Genomic DNA, 21,219 nt, shown 5'->3' with positions numbered 1-21,219 from the left:
GACGCGATTGCGGGCTCGGTACGCTGATGTCAAATAGCCGGTAGGCGACAGGAGCACTGTCACGGCCTGCCGTGCGGCAGAACCATACCGACTGCAACCCGCAAGGAAAAGGATCATGGGGAAGATGTTTCGTACAGGCCGTGGGCTGCTGGTGAGGGCGGTGCAGGGTAAGGATCTCGGGTGTTTCGGTGCCTTGGCACTGGCTGTCTATCTCAGCCTGGGGTCGACGGTGTTGTCGCCTGCCAGCGCCCACCCTGGGCACCTGCCGGTTCAGCGCAGCCCGCAAGCGAGTGCCAGTGTCACAGGCTTTGCTGATTCGAACCAGGTGGCTCCCAGTACCCTGCATTACGTCGAGCAAAGTGCCCTGCACCAGGAGCAGCAACGCTGGGTGTTCTAGAACCCAAGGATTCTGAACAAATCTTGCAAATCGGCCAGCCGAGCCTTGGGGGCGGTAGATTCCTACTCGCTGAGTGGCACACGGGGCATCAGGAAGTGCTCCGACACAGGGAGTGTCAACCGCCAGGCTGGCGGGACACGGGTTGCTCGCAAGCCGTGTTGAAGGGGAATAAAAGGAGTGCCTCCTCAGGATGATCACCGGGCGATCTGTCGCCACGGTGCCGACACACGGAAGTGTCACCCTCCCCTTGTGTCGGCATGCCTGGATCGCCACGCACTTTTACCTGCGCTTTGTACCGCATACCCTGACCAGCACCGCACGCGTTGGCTGGCGCTTGAAAGGGCAGCTATCGGCTCAGGATCGGCCTCAGGTATGGTGCACAGGTTCGATAACAGGGTTTACCCGTCGGTTTGCCACAGGTCCAAGCACACTCCATGACTCAAACGACCCCTTTGCAGCCCACGTTATCCTGGCCTTTCCCGGGCCGTCGCCTGCTGGTTCTGAGTGGTGTGCTCGGGTGTCTGCTCCTGCCGCTGATGGACGCCGGCGCCGCGCCTCGGCGTTTGCCCTATATCGATGACAATCTGCAATGCCGCGGCCAGCCCTTGCCGGCAACGGTGGAGCATCTGACGGGCGAAGCCTGGAAGGTGGATGCCCAGGGCCGGGAAACCCTCCTCGAAGAGGGCATGAATATTGATGAGCAGGAGGGGGTGAAGACTTCGCCTTCAGCCTTCGTCAGCCTCTCGTTGGGAGACGGTTCGCGGGTGGTGCTGCCCTCCAGCTCGAAGATCACCCTGCGCCTGAACCAGGAGTACGCGGTGCCCCAGGTCAGCCTGGAACAGGGCCAGATCGAATCCTATGTGATCAAGCGCAGCAGTGACCACGATCGCTTCCAGATCCTCACGCCAGTAGGTGTCCTGGGGGTACGTGGTACTCATTTCCGAGTGCGCAATGACGATCAGCAGGCGTTGGTCGAAGTGCTTAACGGGCAGGTGGCGGTGAGTCGGGAGGATGATCCGCCCCAGGCTAAAAAAACGGTCAGGAACAAGCCTGTGGATAAACCGGTGGGCCCGCTCCACGGCGAGGTACAGGTCATGGCACGCCAGGGCCTGCGCATTCAGAAACAAGGCACCCTGACCCCGATCGACCTGCTGCCGGCACCGCGACTGCTGGGCCAGGCCGGGCAGACAGGCAGCGCGCCGGTCTGGCAGTTGATCTTCAAACCCTTGCCGGGAGCCAGGCGCTACCGTGCCCAGGTGGCGACCGACAAGGAATTCCTGAACATCAAGCAGGAGCAGTTTTCCAGCACCCCCGAGGTCAACTTCAGCGGCCTGAAGGCCTTTTTCTACCATGTGCGTCTCTCTGCTTTCGATGAGCACGGGCTGGAGGGCGAGACGGGTGTGTATGACATTTTCTATTACCCGCGCACCAGCAATGTTCAATAAGCCTGCGGCCTGCTGCCGATGAAGCGCTGGCGCCGTGTGGAAGGTCGGGAGCCGACCCAGGCTCAGCGCCTGTTTCGCGGCCTGGTACGGGAATGGCTCTGGGTCAGCCTGATCCTGCTGCCCCTGACCGCCCTGTTGTCCCTGACCCCGGGGCTGGCGCTGAACAACCTGCTGTACGACAGCCTGAACCGGCTCAGCCCCCTGCCCGTCGACCCGCAAATCCTGATCGTCACCATCGACGACTACAGCCTGCAACAACTCGGCCGATGGCCCTGGCCGCGGTCGCTGCATGCGGATCTGCTGGACCGCTTGCGCGAGGCCGAGGTTCGGGGCGTGCTGTTCGATGTGATTTTCAGCGAGCCCGACAGCCAGCCGGATAACGATGTGCGCCTGGCCCAGGCCCTGTGTCGCTCGGGCAATGTGCTGTTGCCGTTGCTGCGCGAAAGCGTCGCCCGCTATGGGCAACCCCTGGGTGAGATCGAACCGGTGGCCGTGTTGCGCGACTGTGCCAAGGCCGTGGGGCATATCAATGCCCAGGCTGATGCCGACGGCATTGTGCGCAGCGTGTATTTGCGTGAGGGCTTGGCGCAGAGCCCCAAGGCGCAACTGGCCTGGCTGCTGTATGAAATGACGCGGCCGGCCGGCTCGTCTGCGACCCTGCCCGGCTCTGCCGAGCCTCAGCTGGCCCAGGGTTGGCTGCGAGCCCATGAGGTGCGGATTCCCTTCATCAGCGCGGCGGGCGGTTTTCCCAGCGTGCCCTATGTCAGTGTGTTGCGTGGCGACGTGCCGCCGGAGTTGCTGCGTGACCGCTTGATCCTGATCGGTTCCACGGCCCCGGGCCTGGGTGATCGCTACGTCACGCCGCAGTCGGCCAGCCTGGGGACCACTCCCGGCATCGAGATCCAGGCCAACCTGCTTAACGGTTTATTGCAGCAGCGCAGTATCGTGGCGCTGGGCAACTGGCCGGCGACCCTGCTGTCGGTGGCCCTGGTCGCCGCCCTGCTCGGCCTGCTGCTGTGGCGCCCACGCCATGCGCTGTGGTTGACCCTGGGGTGCATGGGCCTGGCATTGCTGGGCTCGGCACTGTTGCTGCGGGCAGGCGGCTGGTGGTCGCCCGCAGCCAGCCTGCTGGGGATGCTGCTGGCGTACCTGATCTGGAATTGGCGGCGCCTGAGCGTGATCCTGGCTTATTTCGGCTGGGAGCTGGAGCGCCTGGACAGCGAACCCAAGGTTCTGCCCGAGCGCCGCCATACCCCGGTCGCGTCCGGCGATGTATTGCAGGGGCAGATTGTCGCCCTGGAACAGGCCATGAGCCGCACCCGCGACACTCGCCGGTTTATCGCCGATGGCCTGGAGTACCTGCCGGTGGCGACGCTGATCAGCAACCCCGATGGCAGGATCCTGCTGGCCAATCGCAAGGCCCGCGAACTGTTCGCCAACCCGCTGCTGGGCACTGAACTGCTCGCCCAGTTGGCGGAGCTGGGTTATCCACAGGGTTCGTCGTCTGACCTGTCGCAACTGCAGTGCCTGGAGTTTCGCGATACCCAGGAGCGCAGCCTGCGCCTGGATCGGGCCCCGTTGCTGCCAGCTGACAGCGATACACCGATCGGCTGGCTGCTGAGTTTCACCGACCTCAGCGTCGAGCGCGATGCCGAGCAGCAGCGCGCGGTGCTGCTGCGGTTTCTGTCCCATGACTTGCGCGCGCCCCACTCGGCGATCCTCGCCTTGCTCGATGTGCAGCGCCATCAGGCGCCCGGCGAGAACCAGGTGTACCTGCAGATCGAACAGCAGGTACGCCGCGCACTGAGCCTGACCGAAGCCTTTGTGCAGTTGGCCAAGGCCGAGTCCGAGGCTTATCAGTTCCAGCCGAGCATCTTCGCGATGCTGGTGCTGGATGCGTTCGACCTGGCGGCGACCATTGCCCAGTTGAAGCGCATCACCCTGGTCCACGACCTCGACGAAGATGCCGAAGGCATGGTCCTGGCCGATCAGTCCCTGCTTACGCGGGCGTTGTTCAATCTGCTGGAAAACGCGATCAAGTACAGCCCCGAGGGCTCTGTGGTGAGCGTGCATGTCAGTTGCCGCGAGGGCTGGCTGAGCTGTGAGATCAGCGACCAGGGCAAAGGCATCGCCGCCCAGGATCTGCCGCAGCTGTTTGGTCAGTACCAGAGGTTTTCCTCGGCCCAGGGCATTGATGGGCTGGGGCTGGGGTTGTCGATGGTCAAGGCCGTGGTGGAGCGCCATCAGGGGCGGATCATCTGCCGCAGCCAACTGGGGCAAGGCTCGACCTTCACCCTGCAACTGCCACTGCTGGAAGAGTAACCCGTAGCCGCTGCTGCCAGGCTGCTGGCCGCCGTGGGGGTGTCAGGTGCATGGACGGCGTGTTACAGGGCCAGCGCAGCCTCGCGAGTTCGGCCCCCGCGAGGGGCTGCGAAAAACTTATGCACGTTTTTCGGCGTTTTATGAGCTTCGGAAATATGTATATAAATCATAAATTTACGAAGCTATTTCGCCCATAAGACAGAAAACCGTACACAGGTTATCCACAGATACTCAGGACGCCAGCGACTCCGCTTCGGCGCTCACTGGCGGCAGTGAACCCATGTCCCGTTGTGCCTGTTCGTTCCAGGCCTGCACCCGGTCGTTCAGGGTGGCAATGGCCCGTGGTCCCGAGCCTTCGGCATACATCGGCTCGCCAATCACCACGGTGATGGTGCCGGAGCGCTTGGCCCAACCGGTCTTCGGCCAGAACTTGCCCGCGTTGTGGGCAATCGGCAGGACCGGCAAGTTGGCATTCACCGCCAGGGCGCTGCCACTGCGGGAAAATTTGCCGATCTGACCGTAGGGCACCCGGGTGCCCTCGGGGAAAATCAGTACCCAGACGTTGTCCTTGAGCAGTTCATCGCCCTTCTTGGCGACCACTTTCAAGGCGGCCTTGGGGTTGTCGCGGTCGATGGCGATCGGCCGCAGCATGGCCATGGCCCAGCCGAAGAACGGCACAAAGAGTAACTCGCGCTTGAGCACCTGGCTCAGAGGTTCGAAGTACGCCGAGAGAAAGAACGTCTCCCAGGTGCTCTGGTGGTTCGACTGAATCACACAGGGGCGATCCGGAACGTTTTCGGCGCCTTTGACTTCAAAACGGATGTCGAGAAAAACCTTGGTCAGCCACAACGCGCAGCGGCACCAGTAAACGTTGATAAAGCGGTAGCGCGCCTTGAACGGCAAAAAAGGCGCGATAAAAAAGCTCAGGGAACACCACAGCAACGAGCTGGTGCCCAGCAGCAGGTAAAAGAAAAAAGTTCTGATGGCCTGCACGATCGACATAGCGGCATTTACCGTTGCGGGCACTGCCCGCCTATTAAAAGCGCACCCCCGAACAGTCCTTGATCAGGATTTCAGAAGAGCTTTAGTTGTGGATAAGTTCAGCGGCAACAGCCGCCAGGTCGTCAAAAATCAAGGTGCCAACCGGCAGGTTCAAGCCCTGGGTCTTTGTGCCTTTCCCGGTTTTTACCAAAACTGGCTGAGAGTCGACGGCCTTGGCCGCTTCCAGGTCACCGAGACTGTCGCCTACAAACCATAGACCGGTCAGGGGCACCTGATAGTGCTCGGCAATGGCGTGCAGCATTCCCGGCTTGGGTTTGCGACAGGCGCAACCCTCATCGGGACCGTGTGGGCAGTAGACGATCAGCCCGACCTCGCCACCCTGCTCGGCCACCAGCGCCCGCAGGCGCTCATGCATGGCGTCGAGGGTGGCGATATCGTAGTAGCCGCGAGCGATGCCCGACTGGTTGGTAGCGACCGCTACCGTCCAGCCGGCCTTGCTCAACTGCGCGATGGCCGCGATCGATCCGGGGAGTGGGTGCCACTCCTCCACCGACTTGATGTAAGCGTCGGAGTCGTAGTTGATCACCCCGTCCCGATCGAGAATCAGCAGTTTCACCAGCAGCCCCTCAGCCCAGCAGCGAGATGTCGGCAACGCCCAGGAACAAGCCCCGCAGACGCGCCAGCAGCGCATAGCGGTTGGCCCGTACATTGGCGTCTTCAGCGTTGACCATCACCGCTTCGAAGAACGCATCCACCGGCTCGCGCAAGGCGGCCAGGCGGGCCAGGGTCTCGCTGTACTGACGCGCTGCGGCCATTGGCTGCACCGCCTGATCCGCTTGCTGGATGGCCGAATACAGGGAGAACTCGTTGGCGTTGTCGAAGTACTTGGCTTCCACGGTGCTCGGCACGCTGCCTTCGACCTTGCTCAGCAGGTTCGATACACGCTTGTTCACGGCGGCCAGGGCGGCGGCTTCCGGCAGTTTGCGGAAGGCCTGCACGGCTTGTACGCGCTGGTCGAAGTCCAGCGCCGAGCCCGGCTTCAGTGCACGCACCGAGAGGTAGGTGGCCACGTCCACGCCTTCATCTTCATAACGCGCACGCAGGCGGTCGAAGACGAATTCCAGCACCTGGTCGGCCAGGCCGGCGGTCTTGATCTTGCTGCCGAAAGCGTTGACGGCGAAGGCCACGGCTTCGGTCAGGTCCAGGTCGAGCTTCTTGTCGATCAGGATACGCAGTACGCCCAGGGCCGCACGGCGCAAAGCGTAGGGGTCCTTGCTGCCGGTCGGGAGCATGCCGATGCCGAAGATCCCCACCAGGGTGTCGAGCTTGTCGGCAATGGCCACCGCCGCACCGGTCAGGGTGCTCGGCAGTTCGGCCGCGCCGGCGCCACGGGGCATGTACTGCTCGTTCAGCGCCAGGGCAACGTCTTGCGGCTCGCCGTCATTGAGGGCGTAGTAGTAGCCGGCAACGCCTTGCATCTCCGGGAACTCGCCGACCATTTCGGTGGCCAGGTCGCACTTGGACAGCAGGCCGGCACGGGCCGCGCGCTGGGCGTCGCCACCGATGCGTGGGGCGATGAAGGCGGCCAGCTTGGAAACCCGCTCGGCCTTGTCGTAGACGCTGCCGAGTTTTTCCTGGAAGACCACGTTCTGCAGGCGCAGGTTGAAGTCTTCGAGCTTCTGCTTTTTGTCCTGCTTGAAGAAGAACTCGGCATCGGTCAGGCGCGGACGAACGACTTTCTCGTTACCGGCGATGATCTGCTGCGGGTCCTTGCTTTCAATGTTGGCCACGGTGATGAAGCGCGGCAGCAATTTGCCGTCGACGTCCAGCAGGCAGAAGTACTTCTGGTTGTCCTGCATGGTGATGATCAGGGCTTCTTGCGGCACGTCGAGGAAGCGTTCCTCGAACGAGCACACCAGCGGCACTGGCCATTCGACCAGGGCGGTCACTTCATCGAGCAGGGCTGGCGGCACGATGGCGGTGCCTTCCTGCAGGCGCGCCAGTTCTTCGGTGCGCTTGCTGATCAGCGTGCGACGCTCATTGGCGTCTGCCAGCACGTAGGCGGCGCGCAGGTCGTCGAGGTAGCTGGCCGGCGAGCTGATACGCACGGTTTCCGGGTGATGGAAACGGTGGCCACGGGATTCACGACCGGCTTTCTGGGCCAGGATGGTGCAATCGATGACCTGGTCACCGAGCAGCATCACCAGCCATTGGGTCGGACGCACGAACTCTTCCTTGCGGGCACCCCAGCGCATGCGCTTGGGGATTGGCAGGTCGTTCAGCGAGTCTTCGACGATGGTCGGCAGCAAGCTGGCGGTCGGCTTGCCCTTGATGCTCTGGCTGTAGCGCAGTTTCGGGCCGCTCTGGTCGATTTCGCTCAGCTCGACGCCGCATTTCTTGGCGAAGCCCAAGGCCGCCTGGGTCGGGTTGCCTTCCGCGTCGAACGCCGCCTGGCGTGGCGGGCCGTCGAGGTTGATGCTGCGATCAGGCTGCTGGGTGGCCAGCGCGGTGATCAGGACCGCCAGGCGCCGTGGCGCGGCATAGACCTGTTTGGCTTCAAAGCCCAGGCCAGCGGCCTGCAGGCCTTTCTCGATGCCGGCCAGGAAGGCTTCGGCCAGGGTATTCAGGGCCTTGGGTGGCAGTTCTTCAGTGCCCAGTTCAACCAGGAAATCTTGCGCACTCATTGTGCCGCCTCCAGCTTAGCCAACACTTCGTCACGCAGGTCCGGGGTCGCCATCGGGAAGCCCAGCTTGGCACGGGCCAGCAGGTAGGCTTGCGCAACGGAACGCGCCAGGGTGCGGACTCGCAGAATGTATTGCTGGCGCGCGGTTACCGAGATGGCACGGCGGGCGTCCAGCAGGTTGAAGGTATGGGAAGCCTTCAACACCATTTCGTAGCTCGGCAACGGCAGCGGCTGGTCCAGCTCGATCAGGCGCTTGGCTTCGCTTTCATAGAAGTCGAACAGTTCGAACAGCTTCTCGACGTTGGCGTGTTCGAAGTTGTAGGTCGACTGCTCCACTTCGTTCTGGTGGAACACGTCGCCATAGGTGACCTTGCCGAACGGGCCGTCGGCCCACACCAGGTCGTACACCGAGTCCACGCCCTGCAGGTACATGGCCAGGCGTTCCAGGCCGTAGGTGATTTCGCCGGTGACCGGGTAGCACTCGATGCCGCCGGCTTGCTGGAAGTAGGTGAACTGGGTGACTTCCATACCGTTGAGCCAGACTTCCCAGCCCAGACCCCAGGCGCCGAGGGTTGGCGATTCCCAGTTGTCTTCGACGAAACGGATGTCATGCACCAGCGGGTCGAGGCCCACGTGCTTCAACGAACCCAGGTACAGCTCCTGGAAGTTGTCCGGGTTGGGCTTCAATACCACCTGGAACTGGTAGTAGTGCTGCAAGCGGTTGGGGTTTTCGCCGTAGCGGCCGTCAGTCGGGCGACGACTGGGCTGCACATAAGCGGCGTTCCAGGTTTCCGGGCCGATAGCCCGCAGGAAGGTGGCGGTGTGGAAAGTGCCGGCGCCTACTTCCATATCGTAGGGCTGAAGTACCACACAACCTTGCTCGGCCCAGTATTGCTGGAGGGCGAGGATCAAGTCTTGGAAGGTACGCACGGCTGGCGTAGGCTGGCTCACGAAATTCACCTGTTACTTGGGCTGCGATTTAAGGAGCGGGAGTATACCCGATTCGGTCGTGCGCACGCCCCCTGGAGCCTTATGCCACGCTGCTTTTGGTGTTCCGATGATCCGCTGTACATGGCTTATCACGATCAGGAGTGGGGCGTGCCGCTACGCGATGCGCAGCGCTTGTTCGAGTTGTTATTGCTCGAAGGGTTCCAGGCCGGGCTGTCATGGATCACCGTTTTGAAGAAGCGCGAGCGCTATCGCCAGGTGCTGTTCGGCTTCGATGTGCAGCGGGTGGCGCAGATGAGCGATGCCGAAATCGACGAGCTGATGCTCGACCCCGGGATCATCCGCAACCGCCTCAAACTCAACGCCGCCCGGCGCAATGCCCAGGCCTGGCTGGAGCTGGAAGACCCGGTGGGGCTGCTTTGGTCGTTTGTCGGCGGGGTGCCCAAAGTCAATCATTTCAAGGACCGCAGTGAAGTGCCGGCGGTCACGCCCGAGGCCCAGGCGATGAGCAAGGGCCTGCAGAAAGCCGGCTTCACGTTCGTCGGACCGACCATCTGTTATGCCTTGATGCAGGCCTCGGGCATGGTCATGGATCACACCCGTGACTGTGATCGCTACGCCATCCTCGCCAACGCGCGGTTAGAATAGCCGGCTGCGACTAGGTCATGACCAACAGCTCAGGAGTCACTTGTGGATAAGTTCAAAGGCGCCCTGCTGGTGGGCGCTCTGCGGTTGTTTGCCCTGCTGCCGTGGCGCGCAGTGCAGGCCGTCGGTTCGGCCATCGGCTGGATCATGTGGAAAACCCCCAACCGTTCCCGCGATGTGGTGCGGATCAACCTGGCCAAGTGCTTCCCCGAAATGGACGCCGCCGAACGCGAGCGTTTGGTGGGACAGAGCCTGAAAGACATCGGCAAGTCCCTGACCGAAAGCGCCTGCGCCTGGATCTGGCCGGCCCAGCGCTCCATCGACCTGGTGCGTGAAGTTCAGGGCCTGGAGGTGCTGAAGGAGGCTCTGGCCTCGGGCAAGGGCGTGGTCGGCATCACCAGCCACCTGGGCAACTGGGAGGTGCTCAACCACTTCTATTGCAACCAGTGCAAACCGATCATTTTCTACCGTCCGCCCAAGCTCAAGGCGGTGGATGATTTGCTGCGCAAACAGCGGGTGCAGTTGGGCAATCGCGTTGCCGCGTCCACCAAGGAAGGCATCCTCAGTGTCATCAAGGAAGTGCGCAAAGGGGGGGCAGTGGGGATTCCCGCCGACCCGGAACCGGCCGAATCCGCCGGGATCTTCGTGCCCTTCTTCGCCACCCAGGCGCTCACCAGCAAGTTCGTGCCGAACATGCTGGCCGGGGGCAAGGCGGTGGGTGTATTCCTGCACGCCCTGCGCCTGCCTGACGGTTCAGGCTACAAGGTGATCCTCGAAGCGGCACCCGAAGCGATGTACAGCACCGATACCCAGGTGTCCTGCGCGGCCATGAGCAAGGTGGTCGAGCGCTATGTGGCGGCGTATCCGAGCCAGTACATGTGGAGCATGAAACGCTTCAAGAAACGTCCGCCCGGCGAAGAGCGCTGGTACTGACAAGAGCTGGCATGATCTGTGGATAACTTCATGCCTGAAGTTATCCACACCTGACGAGCAAGGGCGCAACAGATGTCCGATCAGCGTAAATCCTTCCGCATCACCATCCAGCACGAGAGCTTCGGCGAGTGCCTGGGGCAGACGCGCAACCTGTCGTCCAGCGGCGTGTATGTACAAAACCCGATCCTGGCCGCCCTGCCCAAGGGCGCGGTGGTCTATGGACAGGTCCAGGGCTTGCCGGTCATTGCGCCGCGAGTGCGCATGGAAGTGGTGCAGGTCGACGCGCAAGGCATTGCGCTGCGCTATCTCTGAACCCTCCAACCGCCCCTCAACCCTGTAGCCGCCGAGGCACGGGTTGGGACGGTCGGGGGGATTTACGGTTGGGAGTGGCGCTCGAGCTTTTTGAGGAAGACGGTCATTTCCTTTTCTGCCTGCTTGTCGCCATGAGCGCGGGCGGCTTCCAGGCCCTGTTCCCAGGCCTGGCGTGCGGCCGGATAGTCGGCCTTGGCCAGGAAGGCCTTGCCCAGGAGCTTCCACGCGGCCGAGTACTTGGGGTCGAAGGCAACGCAGCGTTGCAGGTGCTCGGCGGCTTTGGCGGGTTCACCGAGGTCCAGGTAGCCCTTGCCCAGGCCGAAGCGCAACAGGGCGTTATCCACACCCTTGGCGAGCATTTTTTCCAGGGAATCGAGCATGGTCTTGGGTCCTGTGGATAGTTTTGGTTGTGCAATAAGCACAGCGGCTGTGGCAACGCGCCCGAGCCTGGGGCAGCCGCCACAGGCGAGCGCGAGGGGTTAGAAGAAGCTGAGGCCGACGTGGAACAGTTTTTCCACGTCGCGGATGTGCTTTTTATCCACAAGGAACAGGATCACGTGATCGCCGGCCTCGATCACGGTGTCATCGTGGGCGATCAGCACTTCTTCATCGCGAATGATCGCGCCGATGGTGGTGCCCGGCGGCAGACCGATGTTCTCGATGGCGCGCCCGATCACCTTGCTCGACTTGGCGTCACCATGGGCGATGGCCTCGATCGCCTCCGCCGCGCCCCGGCGCAGGGAGTGCACGCTGACGATATCGCCACGGCGCACGTGGGCCAGCAGGGTGCCGATGGTGGCCAACTGCGGGCTGATGGCGATGTCGATATCGCCGCCCTGGATCAGGTCGACGTAGGCCGGGTTGTTGATGATGGTCATGACCTTCTTCGCCCCCAGGCGCTTGGCCAGCAGCGACGACATGATGTTGGCCTCGTCGTCGTTGGTCAGGGCCAGGAAGATGTCGGCGTCGGCGATGTTCTCTTCCAGCAGCAGGTCGCGGTCCGAGGCGCTGCCCTGCAGCACCACGGTGCTGTCCAGGGTGTCCGAGAGGTAGCGGCAGCGCGCCGGGTTCATCTCGATGATCTTCACCTGGTAGCGGCTTTCGATGGCCTCGGCCAGACGCTCGCCGATCTGCCCGCCACCGGCGATGACGATGCGCTTGTAGGTTTCATCAAGGCGGCGCATCTCGCTCATCACCGCCCGGATGTGGGCCTTGGCGGCAATGAAGAACACCTCGTCGTCGGCTTCGATCACCGTATCGCCCTTGGGCATGATCGGCCGGTCACGACGGAAGATCGCCGCCACCCGGGTATCGACGTTGGGCATGTGCTCGCGCAACTGGCGCAGTTGCTGGCCCACCAGCGGGCCGCCGTAGTAGGCCTTGACCGCCACCAACTGCGCCTTGCCTTCGGCGAAGTCGATCACTTGCAGCGCGCCGGGGTGTTCGATCAGGCGCTTGATGTAGTTGGTCACCACCTGCTCGGGGCTGATCAGCACGTCCACCGGGATCGCGTCGTTGTCGAACAGGCCGGCGCGGGTCAGGTACGCGGCTTCGCGCACCCGGGCGATCTTGGTCGGGGTGTGGAACAGGGTGTGGGCGACCTGGCAGGCGACCATGTTGGTCTCGTCGCTGTTGGTCACCGCCACCAGCATGTCGGCGTCGTCGGCACCGGCCTGGCGCAGCACCGTCGGGAACGAGGCGCGGCCCTGCACGGTGCGGATGTCCAGGCGGTCGCCGAGGTCCCGCAGGCGTTCGCCGTCGGTATCGACCACGGTGATGTCGTTGGCTTCGCTGGCCAAGTGTTCCGCCAGGGTGCCACCCACCTGCCCTGCGCCGAGGATGATGATCTTCATCCAGTCACTCCCTTAAACCCGGTTAACCGCGCGCGGCGGCGATCTTGATCAGCTTGGCGTAGTAGAACCCGTCATGGCCGCCCTGCTGAGCCAGCAACTGGCGACCGTGGGGTTGCTTCAAGCCGGCCGCAGGCTGCCCGTTTTGCCCGGCGATGTCCAATTCGCGAGCTCCCGGGGTGCGCCCCAGGAACGCTTCGATCACTGCGGTGTTCTCGGTGGGCAGGGTCGAGCAGGTGGCGTAGAGCAGGATCCCGCCGACGTCGAGGGTTGGCCACAGCGCGTCCAGCAGCTCGCCTTGCAGCTGTGCGAGGGCGGCGATGTCGTCGGCTTGGCGGGTGAGTTTGATGTCCGGATGGCGGCGGATGACCCCGGTGGCCGAGCATGGCGCGTCCAGCAGGATCCGCTGGAACGGCTTGCCGTCCCACCAGGCCTGGGTGTCGCGGCCATCGGCGGCGATCAGTTCGGCGGCCAGCCCCAGGCGTTCGAGGTTTTCCCGCACGCGCACCAGGCGCTTGGCTTCCAGGTCGACGGCGACCACGCCGGCCAGCTTGGGCTCGACTTCAAGGATGTGGCAGGTCTTGCCGCCCGGTGCGCAACAGGCGTCCAGCACCCGTTGGCCGGGGGCCAGGTCCAGCAGGTCGGCGGCCAGTTGCGCGGCTTCGTCCTGCACGCTGATCCAGCCTTCGGCAAAGCCCGGCAGGCCGCGCACATCGGCGGCGGCGTCGAGGACGATGCCATCCTGGCTGTACACGCAAGGCGTGGCCGCCACACCGGCGGCGCTCAGCAGCCCGAGGTAGGCATCACGGGAATGGTGACGACGGTTGACCCGCAGGATCATCGGCGGGTGCGCGTTATTCGCCGCGCAGATGGCTTCCCACTGCTCGGGCCAGAATGCCTTGAGCGACTTTTGCAGCCAGCGCGGGTGGGCTGTGCGCACCACCGGGTCATGTTCCAGCTCGGCCAGCAGCGTTCCGCTTTCACGCTGGGCGCGGCGCAGCACGGCATTGAGCAGGGCCTTGGCCCAGGGCTTTTTCAGCTTGTCGGCGCAACCCACGGTTTCGCCGATGGCGGCGTGGGGTGGAACCCGGGTGTAGAGCAGTTGGTAGAGACCGACCAGCAGCAGGGCCTCGACATCGGCATCGGCTGCCTTGAACGGCTTCTGCAGCAGTTTGGCCGCCAGTGCCGACAGCCGTGGCTGCCAGCGCGCAGTGCCGAAGGCCAGGTCCTGGGTGAAGCCGCGATCGCGGTCTTCGACCTTGTCCAGCTGGGTTGGCAGCGAGCTGTTGAGCGATGCCTTGCCGTTGAGTACGGCTGCCAGGGCCTTGGCGGCGGCCAGACGCGGGTTCATTGGGCGTCTACCGTTTGACCGAGGAGCGTGCCGATGGCGAATTTCTCGCGGCGGCTGTTGAACAGGTCACTGAAGCTGAGGGCCTTGCCGCCGGGCAATTGCAGGCGGGTCAGGCACAGCGCCTGTTCACCGCAGGCGACGATCAGGCCGTCCTTGCTGGCGCCGAGGATTTCACCCGGTACGCCCTGGCCTTCAGCCAGTTGCGCGGCCAGGACTTTCAAGGCTTCGCCATTCAAGCTGCTGTGGCAGATCGGCCACGGGTTGAAGGCGCGCACCAGGCGCTCGAGCTCAACGGCCGGGCGGCTCCAGTCGATACGCGCCTCGTCCTTGTTCAGCTTGTGGGCGTAGGTGGCGAGCATGTCGTCCTGCACTTCGCCGTGCAAGGTGCCGGCAGCCAGGCCGGCGATGGCCTGCACCACGGCCGGTGGCCCCATGTGCGCCAGGCGGTCGTGCAGGCTGCCACCGGTGTCTTCGGCGGTGATCGGGGTGCTGACCTTGAGCAGCATCGGCCCGGTGTCCAGGCCGGCTTCCATGCGCATTACGGTCACGCCGCTCATCGCGTCGCCGGCTTGCACCGCGCGCTGGATCGGCGCCGCACCACGCCAGCGTGGCAGCAGCGAAGCGTGGCTGTTGATGCAGCCCAGGCGCGGAATATCCAGCACCGCTTGCGGCAGGATCAGGCCGTAAGCCACCACCACCATCAGGTCGGGCTTGAGCGCCGCCAATTCGGCCTGGGCTTCGGGAGCACGCAGGGTCGGCGGTTGCAGCACCACGATGTCGTGTTCCAGGGCCAGCTGCTTGACCGGGCTCGGCATCAGTTTTTGCCCGCGCCCCGCCGGGCGGTCCGGCTGGGTGTAGACCGCAACGATCTCGTACGGGCTTTCGAGCAGGGCCTTGAGGTGTTCGGCGGCAAATTCCGGGGTGCCGGCAAAGACGATGCGCAGTGGCTCAGTCATGGGAATTCTCGGTGGTAAACATGCGGAAAAGAAAAAGGCTTGCTGCTGCAAGCCTTTGGAAGAAGGGCATCAAGCGTTCTGGCGATGCTGTTTTTCCAGCTTCTTCTTGATCCGGTCACGTTTGAGCGTGGACAGGTAGTCAACGAACAACTTGCCGTTGAGGTGGTCGCATTCATGCTGGATGCACACCGCGAGCAGGCCTTCGGCGATCAGCTCATACGGCTTGCCGTCGCGGTCCAGGGCCTTGATCTTGACGCGTTGCGGGCGATCGACGTTTTCGTAGAAACCCGGCACCGACAGGCAGCCTTCCTGGTACTGCTCCATCTCATCGGTGAGGACTTCGAACTCGGGGTTGATGAACACCCGGGGTTCGCTGCGGTCTTCGGAGAGGTCCATGACCACGATGCGCTTGTGTACGTTGACTTGAGTCGCGGCCAGGCCGATGCCGGGCGCTTCATACATTGTTTCAAACATGTCGTCGACCAACTGACGCACTTCGTCGTCCACTACGTCCACCGGTTTGGCGATAGTGCGCAGGCGCGAATCGGGGAATTCGAGGATGTTTAAAATGGCCATAGGCGTAATTGCTACACGTGTGAAGTAAGGGCGGAGTCGGTGGCCTTGCAGGTGCTGGACCCGGGCTACCGTTGCAAAACGTGCTCCAGCAGGAGGAGCGAGCCGCGCAGGCTCTGGCGTTTCACGCGAACGCACATAATAAAGGGATTCACCGCATGAGGAAATCACTACTCGCCTTGCTGCTGTTGGGCTGGGCCGCGATCGCCCAGGCGCAGGTGCCACTTCGGGAGGGTTATCCACAGCGCTATACGGTGGCTGCGGGCGATACGCTGTGGAGCATCGCCGGCCAATTCCTGCGTGATCCCTGGCAATGGCCGGCACTGTGGCAGGCCAATACCCAGGTGGGTGATCCCGACCTGCTGTATCCGGGCGATGTCCTGACCCTGGTCCAGTCTTCCGGACAGCCGCAGCTCAACCTCGAGCGCGGCACCTCACGCGGCACCCTCAAGTTATCCCCGCAAGTACGGCGCACGCCCCTGGTGGATGCGATACCGGCTCTGCCACCGCACGCCATCGACAGCTTCCTGCTGGGCAATCGCATGATCGAGCGCGAAGAGGATTTCCGGCAGGCGCCCTATATCGTTGCCGGCGATGCCGAGCGGGTCCTGGCCGGCAGCGGCGACCGTGTGTTCGCGCGCGGGCATTTCGACGTGGCGCTGCCCGGGGCCTATGGCATCTTCCGTCAGGGCAAGGTCTACCGCGATCCGCAAAGCCAGGAGGTATTGGGGATCAATGCCGACGATATCGGCGGCGGCGAGGTGCTGGCGCTCGACGGTGACCTGGCGACCTTGGCCCTGCAACGCACCACTCAGGAGGTGCGCCCGGGGGATCGCCTGTTCCCCAGCCAGGCCCCGCCCGCGGCAGAGAACTTTGTGCCCAGCGCGCCGGAGCGCCCCGTCGACGGCCTGATCATCGATGTGCCGCGTGGGGTGACCCAGGTCGGGGCCATGGATGTGGTGACCCTGGACAAGGGCCGGCTGGACGGCCTGACACCCGGCAACGTGCTGGCGGTGATGAAGACCGGCGAAACCGTGCGTGACCGGGTCGCCGGTGAACAGGTGAAGATTCCCGACGAACGTGCCGGACTGCTGATGGTGTTTCGAACCTATGACCGGCTCAGCTATGGATTGGTGCTCAGCGCCTCGCGTTCGCTGGCAGTGCAGGACAAGCTGCGCAACCCTTGAAGCAGCCCATTCCTCAACAAGTTACCAACAGAGTTATCCACAGCTTATTCCCGCCACAGCGGGGCTTATAACGATCAAGGATGATCCTATGACCCAGCCTGTCACTGCCCAGGTTTCCCCCGCGGAACTGGAAGCGCGTTTACGTTTGCATCGCCTGCCGGAGCTAGGTCCGAGGCGTTTTCAGCGCTTGCTCGACGCCTTTGGTTCGGCCTCCAAGGCCATCAGCGCGCCGGCCAGTGCGTGGCGTGCCCTGGGGTTGCCCCAGGCCTGTAGCGAGGCCCGGCGCAGTGCCGAAGTACGGGATGGCGCCAGCCGTGCATTGGCCTGGCTTGAGCGTCCGGGCCAGCATTTGCTGCTGTTGGGCGAGCCGGGCTACCCGGCGTTGCTCGCGCAATTGTCTGACGCTCCACCCCTGTTGTTTGTCGCGGGTGACCCACGGATTCTGGAAAAACCGCAGTTGGCGATGGTCGGCAGCCGCCGTGCGTCCAAGCCCGGGATGGACACGGCGAGGGCTTTTTCCCGCAGCCTCGCCGGGGCCGGTTTTGTCATCACCAGCGGCTTGGCTTTGGGCATCGATGGTGCGGCGCATCAGGCTGCACTGGATGTTGGCGGGCAAACCGTGGGCGTGCTCGGCACCGGCCTGGAAAATTTTTATCCACAGCGCCACCGGGCCCTGGCCGAGGCGATGATTGAGCGCGGCAGCGCGGTGGTTTCCGAGTTCCCGCTGGAGACCGGGCCCCAGGCCAGCCACTTCCCACGGCGCAACCGGATCATCAGTGGTTTGTCCCTGGGGGTGCTGGTGGTCGAGGCCAGTGTCGCCAGCGGGTCGTTGATCACCGCGCGCCTGGCGGGGGAACAGGGGCGTGAGGTCTACGCCATTCCGGGGTCGATTCATCACCCCGGGGCCCGTGGCTGTCATCAATTGATTCGTGATGGCGCGGTGCTGGTGGAGACCATCGAACACATTCTCGAAGCCCTGCGCGGTTGGCAGCACCTGGGGTTATCCACAGAGCCACCGCCGGCTGTCGCCGAGCATCCGTTGCTGCAGCTGCTGCACGCGGCGCCGCAGACCAGCGAGGCTCTGGCCACGGCCAGCGGCTGGGCGTTGCCCAAGGTGTTGGGTGAACTCACGGAGCTGGAATTGGCAGGGCGCGCCGTCTGTGAGTCCGGTCGCTGGTTTGCGCGGGTGAGCTAGGTTTTACAGACAAGATCGGTAAACTGCGCACAGCCTTAATCCCGGAGAATCAGTAATGGTCAACAGTTGGCGCGTGCAACAAGCCGCACGAGAAATTCGCGCAGGAGCGGTAATTGCCTACCCAACCGAAGCGGTCTGGGGCCTGGGGTGCGATCCATGGAACGAGGAGGCAGTGGATCGTCTGCTGGCGATCAAGTCGCGTTCGGTGGACAAGGGCCTGATCCTGATCGCCGATAACATCCGCCAGTTCGACTTTCTCTTCGAAGACTTCCCGGACACCTGGATCGAGCGCATGTCCAGCACCTGGCCCGGGCCCAACACCTGGTTGGTGCCCCATCAGGACCTGTTGCCGGAATGGATTACCGGGGTCCACGACACCGTGGCATTGCGGGTCAGCGACCATCCGCAGGTGCGTGAGCTGTGTGCCTTGGTCGGTCCGTTGATTTCCACTTCGGCCAATCCCCAGGGGCGTCCCGCGGCACGCACGCGAATCCGCGTGGAGCAGTACTTTCGCGGGCAGTTGGATCTGGTGCTGGGTGGCAGCTTGGGTGGGCGCAAGAATCCGAGTGTTATCCGTGACCTGGCCAGCGGGAAGGTCATTCGCTCAGCGTGATGAGCCGGGCCAGTTTCCTGTGAGAACAGTCACTGGCACCAGCTCATGCAGGCAGGCACATCAGGCAATGCTGGGTGCTGCTTGCCCTGTGATGCAGGCGAGCGCGGTCTAGAGAGAATCGATGATTAGGGTGAGTATGGCGTCCGTGCGCCCGGGCGTAATGACTGACGACGCAGTCGCAGGTTTAAGTTTTGCGACGAACTGATGGGTGATCGTGTCATTGCCAATACTGTAGTTTCCATTCTTCAGTCTGAACTTTTCATTTAGGTTGATAGCTACGCCCCCTTCAGGCTTCACTTCAATGACCGTGCCCTTCGCACACCCTTTCTCGCAGGGGATGGTATCGAGGTTGCCATCAGCACGTATGTTTGCTGAAAGAAAACGAAGTGATGCAACGTTGTTGAAGTATTCCGCGTTACTCTGGATGCCACAACCACTGAACTCAAGCCTGAACGGCCTTTCTACAGCCCCTCTTGCCACATCATCTACCTGCACAGTTCCAAATCTGACGTTAGTTTGCGCACTGCTGAAGTGACACGGGTTGACCAGCAACTTGGTATTCGCCACAAACACAATTTTGCCCCAGGCACTACTGTTAGTTGTCCCTGGCCAGAAGGAAGTGAGTGAGTTTTTTGGATCAATCAATACATCATGAGTACCAGGGGGTAGGGTTGTATTTTCCTTGGTCTTTATAAGCTCGGCTACGAGTGGAGTATTCATGGTGTATATTTGGCCATTGACCACGTTTGTTATTTTGAAAAATTCCCCCCAACGGCTACAGGGTGTATATCCACCGCCGTCAGCATTTCTATAACGAATACCAACACCGTCTAGTTGTGTCTTGCAGACGTATCCACTTTCTCCGCTATTGGGGAAACCTTGTATGACAAAGGTTTTGCCCCACATGCTGCTACCGTTGCTACCGCCGCATATAAGAGAACCGGTCATGTTGGCAGTACCTAATACGCCATTGACAGGTACTGCATTGAACGGTTTCAGGCTCGTCAAACGTATTTCAGCTTGATTGTTACCTGCAGAGGCGTTCGGGCTGCTGCGGCACAGAGCGTTGAGCGGATTGGAATAAGCGAGGCTGGGTAGAAAAAGTGTGGGCAGGAAAGCAGCGATCAGTATTCTTTTATACTGCATGGGAATATCTTTTTTTATGAAAAATCATCATCTGTCTTCTGCATTTCTAATTACAGTTATTAGGAGGCAAAATCCTAACAGGTTTTGATTTTTGAATGGTGTGCGACTTATGTTTCTGGATTTTTTTCAGACAAGTCCTGTTGGTAGAACTAGGGTGCAGGCATGTAAAACCGTGCCTGGCGCGCCTTGCGTCCATTCACAGAATGTCGATGCAGACAGTGAGCGTGGCGTTGATTGTCCCGTCCGTGGTGTTTGAGGTCTTGATAATATTTGGAGATACACTTTAAATCTTGACGTCGCCCCGGACGGTAATGAAGTAACGAGGAATGAGCGGCAATCGGGAGTTCGTAATAAATTTACTTTACCCCCAAGGGCCCCGGTCGTTCGCCCTGACCACTAGGGTAAAAGTCTATTGTGCAGGGCGAGGCTAAAGTAATACGGCCGAGGAGCAAGACTTGTCTTTTAATCGGCTTTTATATGGGCTCCATCAATGGATATTCCACGGTGTGGTGAGTCTCTGTATTGAGTGCGCAGCGCTCCGCACTTAGCCAGGTCATGTATGGATTCATACGCCTGCCGTGGTTGTTTCGCGCCACGCACCTGCCGGGTTTAGGGCAGTAAAATGGTCGAGCCGGTGGTACGACGCGCCGACAATTCGGTGTGGGCCTTGGCGGCGTCGGCCAGTGGATAACGCTGGCCGATCTCAATCTTCAGCTTGCCGCTGGCAATCATCGCGAACAGGTCATCAGCCATCAGTTGCAGGTTTTGCGCGTTGTTGGCGTAGCTCGCCAGGGTCGGCCGGGTGACGTACAGCGAGCCCTTGGCCGATAGGATTCCCAGGTTGACCCCCTCCACTGCGCCCGAGGCATTGCCGAAGCTGACCATCAGCCCGCGTGGCGCCAGGCAGTCCAGGGAGGTCAGCCAGGTGTCCTTGCCCACGCCGTCGTAGACCACCGGGCACTTTTTGCCGTCGGTCAGTTCCAGCACGCGCTTGGCCACGTCTTCATGGCTGTAGTCGATGGTCTCCCAGGCACCCAATGCCTTGGCGATGGCGGCTTTTTCCGGCGAGCTGACGGTGCCGATCAGTTTTACCCCCAGGGCCTTGGCCCATTGGCAGGCCAGGGAGCCGACGCCACCGGCCGCCGCGTGGAACAACACGGTTTCGCCGCCCTTGAGCTCGTAGGTCTGGCGCAACAGGTATTGCACGGTCAGGCCCTTGAGCATGACGCCCGCCGCCTGTTCGAAGCTGATGGAGTCCGGCAGGTGCACCAGGTTCGCCGCCGGCAGCACATGCACATCGCTGTAGGCGCCCAGGGGGCCGCTGCCATAGGCCACACGGTCGCCGACCTTGAACTGGGTGACCTCGCTGCCCACTGCGTCGACCACGCCCGCGCCTTCGGCGCCCAGGCCTGATGGCAGGCTCGGCGGTGCATACAGGCCACTGCGGAAATAGGTGTCGATAAAATTCAGGCCGATGGCCTTGTTGCTGACACGGACTTGTTGGGGACCCGGCTCGGCGGGCTGGTAGTCCGCATATTCAAGTACTTCGGGGCCGCCATGGGCGCGGAACTGGATACGTTTGGCCATCTGCATTCTCTCCTCGGTCGTGTCGCGAAAGTGTTCTATCGGACTCCTCTGCTTGACCTTCGTCAACTGCGGCA

At 62.3% G+C, this 21,219-nt stretch carries 20 protein-coding genes; 9 read left to right on the top strand and 11 right to left on the bottom strand.

Translation table 11 applies throughout. From position 1 onward, the window contains the following. The first annotated feature begins 115 nt into the window (after positions 1-115). The 3 genes from ACOZJV_RS17895 to ACOZJV_RS17885 all read left to right on the top strand — a co-directional run bounded on the left by ACOZJV_RS17895 (position 116) and on the right by ACOZJV_RS17885 (position 4,164). Entirely contained in the window at positions 116-397 is a 282-nt protein-coding gene (locus ACOZJV_RS17895; RefSeq protein WP_421548149.1) for a hypothetical protein, read from the top strand. Positions 398-831: 434 nt separating this feature from the next. Continuing rightward, positions 832-1,842, top strand: a complete 1,011-nt coding sequence (locus ACOZJV_RS17890) for a FecR family protein (protein WP_421548148.1) — start codon at positions 832-834, stop codon at positions 1,840-1,842. Positions 1,843-1,860: 18 nt separating this feature from the next. Beyond that, positions 1,861-4,164: a CHASE2 domain-containing protein gene (locus tag ACOZJV_RS17885; RefSeq protein ID WP_421548147.1), complete on the top strand. Its 2,304-nt coding sequence runs from the start codon at positions 1,861-1,863 to the stop codon at positions 4,162-4,164. Between the two features lie 231 nt (positions 4,165-4,395). Here the strand turns inward: ACOZJV_RS17885 and ACOZJV_RS17880 are convergent, their stop codons facing one another. The 4 genes from ACOZJV_RS17880 to glyQ all read right to left on the bottom strand — a co-directional run bounded on the left by ACOZJV_RS17880 (position 4,396) and on the right by glyQ (position 8,800). Then, positions 4,396-5,166, bottom strand: a complete 771-nt coding sequence (locus ACOZJV_RS17880) for a lysophospholipid acyltransferase family protein (protein ID WP_421548146.1) — start codon at positions 5,164-5,166, stop codon at positions 4,396-4,398. 82 nt (positions 5,167-5,248) lie between these two features. After that, complete coding sequence (gene gmhB, locus ACOZJV_RS17875; protein ID WP_421548145.1) at positions 5,249-5,782, bottom strand: D-glycero-beta-D-manno-heptose 1,7-bisphosphate 7-phosphatase; 534 nt, start codon at positions 5,780-5,782, stop codon at positions 5,249-5,251. A 10-nt stretch (positions 5,783-5,792) separates the two neighbouring features. Then, positions 5,793-7,850, bottom strand: a complete 2,058-nt coding sequence (gene glyS, locus ACOZJV_RS17870; RefSeq protein WP_421548144.1) for a glycine--tRNA ligase subunit beta — start codon at positions 7,848-7,850, stop codon at positions 5,793-5,795. Then, positions 7,847-8,800 carry a glycine--tRNA ligase subunit alpha gene (glyQ, locus tag ACOZJV_RS17865; RefSeq protein ID WP_003213601.1) on the bottom strand — a complete coding sequence of 318 codons (954 nt, stop codon included), beginning with the start codon at positions 8,798-8,800 and terminating at the stop codon, positions 7,847-7,849. Before glyQ ends, glyS begins: the two co-directional genes overlap by 4 nt. A gap of 81 nt (positions 8,801-8,881) precedes the next feature. On the opposite strand from glyQ, the gene tag reads away from it, so the two are divergent. The 3 genes from tag to ACOZJV_RS17850 all read left to right on the top strand — a co-directional run bounded on the left by tag (position 8,882) and on the right by ACOZJV_RS17850 (position 10,687). Continuing rightward, positions 8,882-9,445 carry a DNA-3-methyladenine glycosylase I gene (tag, locus tag ACOZJV_RS17860; RefSeq protein ID WP_020294967.1) on the top strand — a complete coding sequence of 188 codons (564 nt, stop codon included), beginning with the start codon at positions 8,882-8,884 and terminating at the stop codon, positions 9,443-9,445. A 42-nt stretch (positions 9,446-9,487) separates the two neighbouring features. Next, a complete protein-coding gene (locus ACOZJV_RS17855; protein ID WP_078470321.1) occupies positions 9,488-10,375 on the top strand; it encodes a lysophospholipid acyltransferase in 888 nt (295 codons plus the stop codon). Positions 10,376-10,447: 72 nt separating this feature from the next. Continuing rightward, positions 10,448-10,687, top strand: a complete 240-nt coding sequence (locus tag ACOZJV_RS17850) for a hypothetical protein (RefSeq protein ID WP_020294969.1) — start codon at positions 10,448-10,450, stop codon at positions 10,685-10,687. A 62-nt stretch (positions 10,688-10,749) separates the two neighbouring features. Here ACOZJV_RS17850 and ACOZJV_RS17845 read toward each other — a convergent pair whose 3' ends face one another. The 5 genes from ACOZJV_RS17845 to def all read right to left on the bottom strand — a co-directional run bounded on the left by ACOZJV_RS17845 (position 10,750) and on the right by def (position 15,420). Beyond that, positions 10,750-11,067, bottom strand: coding sequence for a tetratricopeptide repeat protein (locus ACOZJV_RS17845; protein ID WP_421548143.1), 318 nt, complete (start codon positions 11,065-11,067; stop codon positions 10,750-10,752). Between the two features lie 99 nt (positions 11,068-11,166). Beyond that, positions 11,167-12,540, bottom strand: a complete 1,374-nt coding sequence (gene trkA / locus ACOZJV_RS17840) for a Trk system potassium transporter TrkA (RefSeq protein WP_078470318.1) — start codon at positions 12,538-12,540, stop codon at positions 11,167-11,169. Between the two features lie 22 nt (positions 12,541-12,562). After that, positions 12,563-13,888, bottom strand: coding sequence for a 16S rRNA (cytosine(967)-C(5))-methyltransferase RsmB (gene rsmB, locus ACOZJV_RS17835; protein WP_421548142.1), 1,326 nt, complete (start codon positions 13,886-13,888; stop codon positions 12,563-12,565). After that, positions 13,885-14,844: a methionyl-tRNA formyltransferase gene (gene fmt, locus ACOZJV_RS17830; protein WP_421548141.1), complete on the bottom strand. Its 960-nt coding sequence runs from the start codon at positions 14,842-14,844 to the stop codon at positions 13,885-13,887. Before fmt ends, rsmB begins: the two co-directional genes overlap by 4 nt. 69 nt (positions 14,845-14,913) lie before the next feature. Then, the gene (def, locus tag ACOZJV_RS17825) at positions 14,914-15,420 is read right to left on the bottom strand and encodes a peptide deformylase (protein WP_020294974.1); all 507 of its coding nucleotides are present in this window, start codon (positions 15,418-15,420) and stop codon (positions 14,914-14,916) included. 155 nt (positions 15,421-15,575) lie between these two features. Between def and ACOZJV_RS17820 the strand changes: the two genes are divergently transcribed. From ACOZJV_RS17820 to ACOZJV_RS17810, 3 genes are all read left to right on the top strand, one after another. After that, on the top strand, positions 15,576-16,604 hold the full coding sequence (locus ACOZJV_RS17820; RefSeq protein WP_421548140.1) for a LysM peptidoglycan-binding domain-containing protein: 1,029 nt from the start codon (positions 15,576-15,578) through the stop codon (positions 16,602-16,604). Positions 16,605-16,692: 88 nt separating this feature from the next. Then, positions 16,693-17,799 (top strand): DNA-processing protein DprA, encoded by a 1,107-nt coding sequence (gene dprA, locus ACOZJV_RS17815; protein ID WP_421548139.1) that lies wholly within the window; start codon positions 16,693-16,695, stop codon positions 17,797-17,799. Between the two features lie 55 nt (positions 17,800-17,854). Continuing rightward, on the top strand, positions 17,855-18,412 hold the full coding sequence (locus tag ACOZJV_RS17810) for an L-threonylcarbamoyladenylate synthase (protein ID WP_421548138.1): 558 nt from the start codon (positions 17,855-17,857) through the stop codon (positions 18,410-18,412). 108 nt (positions 18,413-18,520) lie between these two features. On the opposite strand, the gene ACOZJV_RS17805 is transcribed toward ACOZJV_RS17810, so the two are convergent. Both ACOZJV_RS17805 and ACOZJV_RS17800 read right to left on the bottom strand, forming a co-directional pair. Then, complete coding sequence (locus ACOZJV_RS17805; RefSeq protein WP_153050227.1) at positions 18,521-19,558, bottom strand: hypothetical protein; 1,038 nt, start codon at positions 19,556-19,558, stop codon at positions 18,521-18,523. A gap of 609 nt (positions 19,559-20,167) precedes the next feature. Beyond that, positions 20,168-21,145, bottom strand: coding sequence for a quinone oxidoreductase family protein (locus ACOZJV_RS17800; protein WP_201128724.1), 978 nt, complete (start codon positions 21,143-21,145; stop codon positions 20,168-20,170). Between the last annotated feature and the right edge of the window lie 74 nt (positions 21,146-21,219).

It is taken from the genome of Pseudomonas sp. QD4 (assembly GCF_049199125.1).
GTDB lineage: Bacteria > Pseudomonadota > Gammaproteobacteria > Pseudomonadales > Pseudomonadaceae > Aquipseudomonas.
Note: the sequence above shows the minus strand (reverse complement) of the source record. Positions and strands in the feature narration are given on the sequence as shown.

Bases quoted from the DNA above. Each gene is read 5' to 3' on its own strand.
- ACOZJV_RS17895 (WP_421548149.1), top strand. From the start codon at position 116: ATGGGGAAGATGTTTCGTACAGGCCGTGGGCTGCTGGTGAGGGCGGTG.
- ACOZJV_RS17890 (WP_421548148.1), top strand. From the start codon at position 832: ATGACTCAAACGACCCCTTTGCAGCCCACGTTATCCTGGCCTTTCCCG.
- ACOZJV_RS17885 (WP_421548147.1), top strand. From the start codon at position 1,861: ATGAAGCGCTGGCGCCGTGTGGAAGGTCGGGAGCCGACCCAGGCTCAG.
- ACOZJV_RS17880 (WP_421548146.1), bottom strand. From the start codon at position 5,166: ATGTCGATCGTGCAGGCCATCAGAACTTTTTTCTTTTACCTGCTGCTG.
- glyS (WP_421548144.1), bottom strand. From the start codon at position 7,850: ATGAGTGCGCAAGATTTCCTGGTTGAACTGGGCACTGAAGAACTGCCA.
- tag (WP_020294967.1), top strand. From the start codon at position 8,882: ATGCCACGCTGCTTTTGGTGTTCCGATGATCCGCTGTACATGGCTTAT.
- ACOZJV_RS17850 (WP_020294969.1), top strand. From the start codon at position 10,448: ATGTCCGATCAGCGTAAATCCTTCCGCATCACCATCCAGCACGAGAGC.
- ACOZJV_RS17845 (WP_421548143.1), bottom strand. From the start codon at position 11,067: ATGCTCGATTCCCTGGAAAAAATGCTCGCCAAGGGTGTGGATAACGCC.
- trkA (WP_078470318.1), bottom strand. From the start codon at position 12,540: ATGAAGATCATCATCCTCGGCGCAGGGCAGGTGGGTGGCACCCTGGCG.
- rsmB (WP_421548142.1), bottom strand. From the start codon at position 13,888: ATGAACCCGCGTCTGGCCGCCGCCAAGGCCCTGGCAGCCGTACTCAAC.
- fmt (WP_421548141.1), bottom strand. From the start codon at position 14,844: ATGACTGAGCCACTGCGCATCGTCTTTGCCGGCACCCCGGAATTTGCC.
- def (WP_020294974.1), bottom strand. From the start codon at position 15,420: ATGGCCATTTTAAACATCCTCGAATTCCCCGATTCGCGCCTGCGCACT.
- ACOZJV_RS17820 (WP_421548140.1), top strand. From the start codon at position 15,576: ATGAGGAAATCACTACTCGCCTTGCTGCTGTTGGGCTGGGCCGCGATC.
- dprA (WP_421548139.1), top strand. From the start codon at position 16,693: ATGACCCAGCCTGTCACTGCCCAGGTTTCCCCCGCGGAACTGGAAGCG.
- ACOZJV_RS17810 (WP_421548138.1), top strand. From the start codon at position 17,855: ATGGTCAACAGTTGGCGCGTGCAACAAGCCGCACGAGAAATTCGCGCA.
- ACOZJV_RS17805 (WP_153050227.1), bottom strand. From the start codon at position 19,558: ATGCAGTATAAAAGAATACTGATCGCTGCTTTCCTGCCCACACTTTTT.
- ACOZJV_RS17800 (WP_201128724.1), bottom strand. From the start codon at position 21,145: ATGGCCAAACGTATCCAGTTCCGCGCCCATGGCGGCCCCGAAGTACTT.